This is a genomic window from Mesorhizobium sp. (genome assembly GCF_004962925.1).
Classification (GTDB): Bacteria; Pseudomonadota; Alphaproteobacteria; order Rhizobiales; family Rhizobiaceae; genus Mesorhizobium.
In genome coordinates, this window is record NZ_SUEO01000012.1 from 44,033 (window position 1) to 52,577 (window position 8,545).

The window sequence follows — 8,545 nt, forward strand, 5'->3', positions numbered from 1 at the left end:
GACCGCATCGTCGAGCGGATCGTGGCCGCCGGCGAAGGACAGGGCACGCGGGCCGAAATCGAAGCGCGGCTGAACGAAGTCGCAAGGCTCGGCTACGAGATGCGCGCCTCGCTGGCCGTCGAGGCCTGCACCAACGTCTCAATGCCAGTGCGCGATCACACCGGTGCGGTGATTGCGGCGCTCACCGTCCCCTTCCTGCCGCAGAAAGCCGCGCGCTTCGATCGCGAAATCGTCTTCGAACGGGCGAAAGCGGCGGCCGAGGCAATATCGGCGGCGCTGGGCGCGGGTGAAATCATCGCTTCGTCACGTGCCGACCCGGAACGGCGGGACTATCCGTTCAGCAACTAAAAAGATCACAATAGGGAGAAGAAGATGAACTGGTCGAAATCAATCCTGTTTGCCTCGGCGGCCGCGCTGGCTCTGAGCGCCGCTGCCGCGCAGGCCGAAAACATGCCGAAGCGCATCGGCTATGTCACCAACTACGCCACCCATGAGTGGTATCAGAACGTCATCAAGGGCATGCAGTCCCGTGCCAAGGAACTCGGCATCGAGCTCGAGGTGCAGGACGCCAATCTCGACATCGCCAAGCAGGTTTCTGCCGCGGAAGACTTCATGGCCAAGGGCGTTGATGTGCTGATCGTCACGCCTGTCAACGAAGAGGGCGTCGTGCCGCTGCTGCGCCAGGCGAAATCCAACGACGTCCCTGTCGTGCTGGAAGGCAATCCGGTCAAGGGCATGACGACCATGGTCGCGATCTGCGACTATGATACCGGCTACACGGCTGGCGTCGAAGCAGGCAAATACGCCAAGGAAAAGCTCGGCGGCAAAGCCCAGGTGATGAATGTCGGCCTGCCGCTCCTGTCCGCCACCGTCCTGCGTTCGCAAGGCTTCATGGATGGCCTGAAGACGATCGTCCCCGACGCGGTCATGGTCCACGATCTCGACGGCGGCGGCAATCCCGACCGCGCGCTCGAAGTGTCTGCGGCGGCACTTGCCAAGAACGCCGACATCAACATCATCTACGGCATCAACGATTCCTCGTCGCTGGGCGGCCTGCAGGCCTGGAAAGCGGCGGGCAAGTCGCAGGATAATTTGTTGACGGTCGGCACGGGTGGCGAAGGCCTTGCCTTCATCAATGCGATACAGAACGAACCGTCCTACCGCATCGAAGCCGCGATGTTCCCGGAAAAGGAAGGCTACACCGCTATCGATGCCGCGGTGAAGCTGTTCAACGGCGAAGAGGTGCCCGAGCACATCGTCAGCCCGACCGCGCCGATGAACGGCGACGACTGGAAGAAGTACTATGACTACGACGGTGCTGTCCGGACGATCAAATGGGACGCCGTAAACGCGCTCCAGCCACCGGAAACGTGCATGAAAACCTCTGCCGACCTGAAGAAGTAGGATCCCAAATCGCCCTTCCCGCTCGGCGGGAAGGGCAGCGGATCGGATGCCGACGGCAAAACAGGTCAACCATCCGGTTTAAGAGGCGGGTGTCCAATGGCGACGGCACCCGATGCCGCCCCGGAAATGAAATGGAAATGAGCGAGCTTACGCAATCTTCCGCGCCAAGGCGTTTCCTCGGCGGCCAGCTGCTGGGCAGCAGCCAGCTCGTGCTGGGGATTATCCTGGCCGTGCTCTGCATCGCTATCTCGATCGCAGCGCCACAGTTCTATTCCGAGGCCAATATCATCGCCATCCTGCGCCAATGCGCGCTGGTGCTGATCGTCGCCTCGGGCATGACCATGCTGATCATCACCGCTGAGGTCGATCTCTCGGTCGGGGCGTCGCTCGCCTTTGTCGGCTGTATCGGCATGGCCGTGCTCAATTCGACGCACAGCCTCGCGCTCGGCATGCTGGCGGCGCTCGCCTTTGCCGGCGGGGTCGGCCTGTTCAACGGGCTGGTCGTCACCAGGCTCAAGGTGAATTCGCTGATCGCTACAATCGGCACGATGATGATGCTGCAGGGCGGCGTCTATCTGTTCACCCGCGAGGCGGTGCAGAACCACCACCGGCTCATCAGCTTCACCGATCTCGGTGCCGGCTATATCGGCGCGATCCCGCTGCCCGTCGTCATCGCGGTGGTCATCTTCGCCATCGCGGCCGTGACGCTGCGCTTCACCACGCTTGGCCGTTACCTCTATGCGGTCGGCGCCAATGAGCGTGCGGTTCGTCTTTCCGGCGTGCGCTCGGAACGCTTGAAGCTGTTCGCCTTCGTCGTCACCGGCCTGTGCGTCGGGGTTGCCGGCATGATCCTGTCGTCGCTGATGAATGCGGGCCAGCCGACCGCCGGACGCGGCTTCGAGCTGACGGTGATCGCCGCCGTCATTCTCGGCGGCACCAGCCTGCTCGGCGGGCGCGGTTCACTGTTCGGCACGCTGCTCGGCGTGCTGGTGATGAAGGTCATCGACAACGGCATCATCATCCTGGGCTGGAACCAGGATCTGCAGATGGTGGTGCCCGGGGTGGTCATCATTCTGGCAACCTATCTCGACATCATCCGGAACAGAGCCAATGTCGGTTGATTTCCTTCACCCCGGCGAAGGCACGGCCGTCGACACAGGCGTGCCGGCGCTCGAGATGCGTGGCATCGACAAGCGCTTTCCGGGCGTGGTGGCGCTGGACAATGTCGATCTCACCCTGGAGCCCGGCAAGATCCACGCCTTGATGGGCGAGAACGGTGCCGGCAAGTCGACGCTCATCAAGATCATGGCCGGGGTCTACGGCAAGGATGCCGGAACGATCCGCATGCGCGGCCGCGAGCTCGATATCAAGTCGCCGCGCGACAGCCTGAAAGAGGGCATCAAGGTCGTGTTCCAGGAGATCGCGCTGATCTCCGAATTCACCGTCGCCGAGAACATCTTCCTCGAAGGCTATCCGACCGGCAAAGGCGGCTCGATCGACTGGAGGAAGATCCGCGCCGATTCCGCCGCGCTGTTCAACCGCATTGGCTTCAACGTCGATCCGGCGGCGCGGACTGGGTCGCTGCCGGTAAGCCAGCAGCAGATGGTCGAGATCGCTCGCGCACTCGCCCACGAAGCCCGCGTCGTGGTGATGGACGAGCCGACGTCGTCGCTGACGCCGAATGAGATATCGCTGCTGTTCACCGTCATCCGCCGGCTGGCCGCGCTCGGCATCGCGGTGCTCTATGTCAGCCATAAGCTCGACGAGGTTTTCGAGATCGCCGACACGGTCACTGTTCTGCGCGACGGCCGGCACGTCTCGACCAGGCCAATCGGCGAGCACACCAACGACACGCTGATCCAGGACATGATCGGCCGGCGCATCGAAAGCCTGTTTCCCCGCAAGCGCGGCACGCCGGGCAGCAAGGTCGCCCTTTCCGTGCAGGGGCTCAGCACGGCGAAGAAGCTGAAGGACGTGTCCTTCGAGGCAAATGCCGGCGAAGTCCTCGGCTTCTTCGGCTTGATGGGAGCCGGGCGAACCGAACTCGCCAAGGCGATTGTCGGCTTCGATCCGATCACCTCCGGCACGATTTCCGTCGACGGTCGCGGCCTGCTGCCGCACGACACCCATACGGGTGTCCGGCTCGGTATCGGTCTGCTCACCGAGGACCGCAAGAGCGAAGGGCTTATGGGCGAATTGCCGGTGTACCAGAATGCCAGCCTCGCCTCGCTTGGCGCTTTCGCCCGTATGGGCTTCATCGATAAGGCCGGGGAACGCAAAGCGGTGCAGGACTATGTCGACCGCTTCCGCATCAAGACCCCCAGCCTGTTTCAGCAGATCAAGAATCTGTCCGGCGGCAATCAGCAGAAGGTGCTGATCTCGCGCTGGCTGATGCGGGGCCTGAAAGTGATCGTCGTCGACGAGCCGACCCGCGGTATCGATGTCGGCGCCAAGTCGGAGATCTTCGCGCTCATCGACCGGCTCGCCGGTGAAGGCCTGGCCGTTGTCATGATGACGTCGGAAATGCCCGAGCTGCTGGGCCTTGCCGACCGTATCGCTGTGATGTGCGAAGGCCGGCTCACCGCGATCATGTCCCGCGACGACGCCACGCAGGAGAAAATCCTCAATGCAGCGATCGGATAAGCCGATGACGCTTCGCGGCAGCATTCCCTGTCATTCGGCCGACGCCCTCGAAGGGAGCAAGCGATGAGCCTGGCAAGCACCGATACGATGAAAGCCGGGCCGTCCATGCTGGCGCGGCTCTTCGCGCGGCAGGAACTGGCGCTGCTCCTCTGCCTCATCCTGGTGATCGCGTTCTTTTCCTTCACCGCCGAGAATTTCTTCTCCGTGCGCAACATGACCAACGTGCTCGGACAGGCTTCCCTCGCGCTGACTGCCGGCATCGGCTGCGCCATCGTCTTTATATCAGGCGAGGTCGACATTTCGATCGGCTCGCTGCTGGCGACCATCGCCCTGCCGCTGATCATCATCATGAACGACACGAACTCGCTGCTGCTCGGCGTTGGCGGTGCGCTGCTGTTCGGGCTGATCATCGGTGTGGTGAACGGCTATCTCACCGCCTATGCCGGGATCAACTCGCTGATCGTGACCTTGGGCACGATGTTCATCATGCGCGGCGGCGTCTATCTCTATACCGGCCAGCGCGCGATCCCCGACGATGCCGCTCTCGACAGCTTCATTGCGCTGTCGGATGGCCGCCTGTTCAACGTCGTTCCTTATTCGGCGGTGATTGCGATCGTCCTGCTCGTCGTCTTCGCCTACATGATGCAGCACCGGCCGTTCGGACGGCAGATTTACGCCGTCGGCGGCAATCCGGAAGTGGCACGGCTCGCCGGCTATGACGTGCGCCGAGTCAAGTTCATCTGTTTCGTCATCAGCGCGCTGCTGGCGACGGTTGCCGGTATCATCCTGGCGGCCCGCGTCGGCTCGGCGCAGCATACGGCGGGACTGAATTTCGAATTCCAGGTCGTTGCCGCCACCGTGCTCGGCGGGGTGAGCCTTGCCGGCGGCATCGGCAGCCTGACCGGCATGGCACTAGGCGTGCTGATCCTGCAGTTCCTGTCCAACGGGCTGCGCGGGCTCGGCCTGCCGACCGAGTGGCAGCTGGTCATCACCGGCATGATCATCATTGCCGCTGTCGCTTTCGACGAAGCGAAGCGCCGGCGCATCGTTGGAGGCTGACATGGATCGTCTCAAGGGGAAAACCGCAATCATCACGGGCGCCGCCGACGGCATCGGCCATGCAATTGCAGAGGCGATGGCAAGGGAAGGTGCGCACGTCTTCCTGAGCGACATCGCCGACGAGAGGGGCGAACATTTCGCGGCGGAATTGCGCGCGGCTGGCCACAATGCCGACTACTTGCATTGCGACGTGTCGAAGGAGGCCGACATCGCCAACGTCATCACCACGGCCGTCGGCAAGACCGGCCATCTCGACGTCATGGTCAACAACGCCGCCATCGCCATCGGCGGCATGCCGGTCCACGAGATGACCGACGAGCAATGGCATCGGCTGATCGCGGTCAACCTGACCAGCGTCTTCCGCGGCTGCAAATACGCGTTGCCGCACATGATCGCGCAGAAATCGGGCTCGATCATCAACATGGCCTCCGCGCAGGGGCATATCGGGCTCGACGGCTGGACCGCCTATGCCGGCGCCAAGGGCGCGGTGATGGCGATGACGCGCCAGATGGCGGTCGAGTTCGGCCCGCTCAACATCCGCGTCAACTCGATCTCGCCGGGCACCATCAACACGCCGATGAACGACAAGCTGATCAAGGAGATCGGCGGCAATCTCGCCAAGGCCTGGGTGAAGATGCATCCGCTCGGCCGCATCGGCGAGCCGTCCGAAGTGGCGGAAGCCGCCGTCTATCTGGCTTCGGATGCCGCCGGCTTCACCACCGGCACCGACCTGCTTTGACAACACGAAACGAGACATGAAATGAACAAGGCCCTCGAAGGCGTCCGCATCCTCGATTTCAGCCATCTGCTGCAAGGGCCGTTCGCCACCCAACTGCTCGGCGACATGGGCGCCGACGTCATCAAGATCGAGCGCGCCGGCGCCGGCGACATGTTTCGTAGTATGACCTTCTTCGCCAAATGGGTCGGCGGCTCCGAGAGCCCGAACTTCCTCGCCTGGAACCGCAACAAGCGCTCCATCGCGCTCAATTTGAAGAGCCGCAAGGTGCATGCGATCGTCATGGGCATGGCCAAGAAGGCCGACGTCGTGGTGCAGAATTTTCGCCCCGGCGTACTGGCCAAGCTCGGCTATGGTTACGAGGACTTCAAGGCAGTCAATCCCGGCATCATCTATTGCTCCGGCTCCGGCTATGGCGAGGAAGGCCCTTATGTCGAGCGCCCCGGCCAGGACATGCTGATCCAGGGGCTATCCGGTCTGATCTCCAACACCGGCCGCGGCGATCAGGCTCCTGTTCCGGCCGGCGCCGGCCTCGCCGACCAGATCGGCGCGATGAACATGGTCTACGGCATATTGTCGGCGCTCTACTATCGCGAGAAGACCGGCAAGGGCCAGAAGATCGAGGTCAATTTGCTGGCCGGCCTGCTTTCGCATCTCAACCAGGAATATGTCGCCGTGCTCAATCTCGGCGAGGATTTCGTGCGCCCGAATTCCGGTATCGGCCATCCCGGAATGCAGGCGCCGTTCGGCATCTATGAAACGAAGGACGGCGGCTATGTGTCGATCGCCATGAGCCCGTTCAAGACGCTGTATGAGACGTTGGAGGCGCCGCAGCTTGCCGTCTATGACGATCTGAAGACCCTGTTCGACAGGCGTGACGAGGTGTTCGAGAAGGTCAACGCCGAGACAAGGAAGTTTTCCACGCAGGATCTGCTGGCGCGGCTGCTGGCAGTCGACATCTGGTGCGCCGAGGTGAAGGACATTCGCCGCGCGGCCGAGGATCCGCAGGTCAAGCACATGGGCATGATCACCAGCTATGATCATCCGCGCGGCGGCAAGGTGAGAGTGGTCGCGCCAGCCGTCAAGATGAGCGAGACCCCTGCAAGCATCGAACGGCCTGCCCCGCTGGTCGGCCAGCATGGTCGCGAGATCCTGGCCGAGTTCGGCCTGTCGAAGGACGAGATCGCCGCGCTGGAAGCGTCCGGCGACATGACCGTGGATGCTGCCTGACGATGAGCGTTTACCGGACACTCACCTTGGACATATCCGGGCGCGTCGCCGTCGTCATTTTTCGGCGCGCCGACCAGCTCAATGCCATGAACCGGCTGATGCAAGGCGAGATCATCGATGTTTTCGAGGCGCTGTCCGGGGATGACGGCGTCGGTGCGATCGTTGTGACCGGCGAGGGGCGCGGCTTCATGGCTGGCGCCGACATCAAGGAATATGCCGGCCAGACGGCTGCCGAGTTCGACGCTTTCCAGGCTGCCGGCGCGCGCATGTATGCGGCGATCGAGAACAACCGCAAGCCGGTGATCGCCGCGGTCAATGGTTTCGCGCTGGGCGGCGGCATGGAGCTGGTGCTGTGCTGCGACATCGTCATCGCCAACCAGTTCGCGAAACTCGGCCTGCCGGAGATCAAGCTCGGGCTGATCCCCGGCGGCGGCGGCACGCAGCGCAGCGTCCAAAAACTCGGCCGCAACCGTGCCAACGCTGGACTGGTCAACGAGATCGTCGACGTCGAAAGGCTGATGCCGCGGGCGCTGGAGCTCGCCGAGATGATCGCCGCCGAACCGGCTGCAGCGATCGAGGGACTGAAAGCGCTGACAGCGCATGCCGTATCGGGTGACCTCGCCGACGGCCTTGCCATGGAACGCAATATTCTGGGCGGGCTTTATCGCAGCGAGATCGGCCAGCGGCGGGTCAAGGCGTTCGCCGAGAAAAGTGCAGCACGGGCGAAGGCTGCGCAATGATATCCCTGGTCAAGCCGAACCGGCCGCGCCTCACCGATGTCGAGGGGTTGGCCGCGATGGTCGGTAGCGGCGACGCCTTTGGCGTCGGCGGACACCATTTCGCCCGGCTGCCGATCGCCTTGCTGCGCGCTATCGCCGGCTCTGATATCAAGGATCTGCGCTATGTCTGCTGGGCCGGAGGGCTGCCGCTCGAACTGCTTCTCGAAGCGGGCGCGGTGGCGGAAATCGACCTCTGCTTTTCCAGCCTGGATATTTTCGGCCTGCCGCCGCGATTCCGCACGGCTGCCGAGACGAATGCCGTGCCCGTTCGTGATTGGACCGCGCTGGCGATGATCCAGGCATTGCGGGCGGCGCAACAGAACCTGCCGTCGATGCCGTTCCAGCTTCCGCAGGGTTCCGACATGCTGGCGCGCGTGCCGGGTGCAAGTGCCGCGCCCGATCCCGCGACCGGGTTCATTCCACCACTGCGGCTCGATACGTTCGTCGTCCACGCTCAGCGCGCCGACGAGAGCGGCAATGTCGAGATCATCGGGCCGCGGGCGCTGGACTTTGCCATGGCGGGCGCGGCGCGTCAGGTGCTGGTCACGGTCGAGGAGATCGTCCCGGTCGGAACGCTTCGGCATGATGGGCGCCAGAGCATTCTCACTCGCAATCAGGTTTCGGCCATAGCGCTGGCGCCGGGCGGCGCTTATCCGGCCTCCTGCCTGCCTTTCTATGTGACCAACTATCAGAA

9 protein-coding genes are annotated in these 8,545 nt (G+C 63.3%); all 9 read left to right on the top strand.

Going from position 1 to position 8,545, the window contains the following annotated elements:
* The coding region (locus E5W87_RS05110; RefSeq protein WP_292394636.1) for an IclR family transcriptional regulator C-terminal domain-containing protein at positions 1–348 on the top strand (348 nt) is incomplete at its 5' end.
* Between the two features lie 24 nt (positions 349–372).
* Positions 373–1,404, top strand: coding sequence for a sugar ABC transporter substrate-binding protein (locus E5W87_RS05115; protein ID WP_292394638.1), 1,032 nt, complete (start codon positions 373–375; stop codon positions 1,402–1,404).
* 137 nt (positions 1,405–1,541) lie between these two features.
* Positions 1,542–2,525 (top strand): ABC transporter permease, encoded by a 984-nt coding sequence (locus tag E5W87_RS05120; protein ID WP_292394640.1) that lies wholly within the window; start codon positions 1,542–1,544, stop codon positions 2,523–2,525.
* Positions 2,515–4,047: a sugar ABC transporter ATP-binding protein gene (locus E5W87_RS05125; RefSeq protein WP_292394643.1), complete on the top strand. Its 1,533-nt coding sequence runs from the start codon at positions 2,515–2,517 to the stop codon at positions 4,045–4,047. The genes E5W87_RS05120 and E5W87_RS05125 overlap by 11 nt, the downstream gene beginning before the upstream one ends.
* A 63-nt stretch (positions 4,048–4,110) precedes the next feature.
* Entirely contained in the window at positions 4,111–5,106 is a 996-nt protein-coding gene (locus E5W87_RS05130) for an ABC transporter permease (protein WP_292394645.1), read from the top strand.
* A 1-nt stretch (position 5,107) separates the two neighbouring features.
* Positions 5,108–5,845 carry an SDR family NAD(P)-dependent oxidoreductase gene (locus E5W87_RS05135; protein ID WP_292394647.1) on the top strand — a complete coding sequence of 246 codons (738 nt, stop codon included), beginning with the start codon at positions 5,108–5,110 and terminating at the stop codon, positions 5,843–5,845.
* A 21-nt stretch (positions 5,846–5,866) separates the two neighbouring features.
* Positions 5,867–7,072 carry a CaiB/BaiF CoA-transferase family protein gene (locus E5W87_RS05140; RefSeq protein ID WP_292394649.1) on the top strand — a complete coding sequence of 402 codons (1,206 nt, stop codon included), beginning with the start codon at positions 5,867–5,869 and terminating at the stop codon, positions 7,070–7,072.
* Positions 7,073–7,098: 26 nt separating this feature from the next.
* Positions 7,099–7,812, top strand: coding sequence for an enoyl-CoA hydratase/isomerase family protein (locus E5W87_RS05145; protein ID WP_292394651.1), 714 nt, complete (start codon positions 7,099–7,101; stop codon positions 7,810–7,812).
* The coding region (locus tag E5W87_RS05150; protein WP_292394653.1) for a CoA-transferase at positions 7,809–8,545 on the top strand (737 nt) is incomplete at its 3' end. The genes E5W87_RS05145 and E5W87_RS05150, both read left to right, overlap by 4 nt.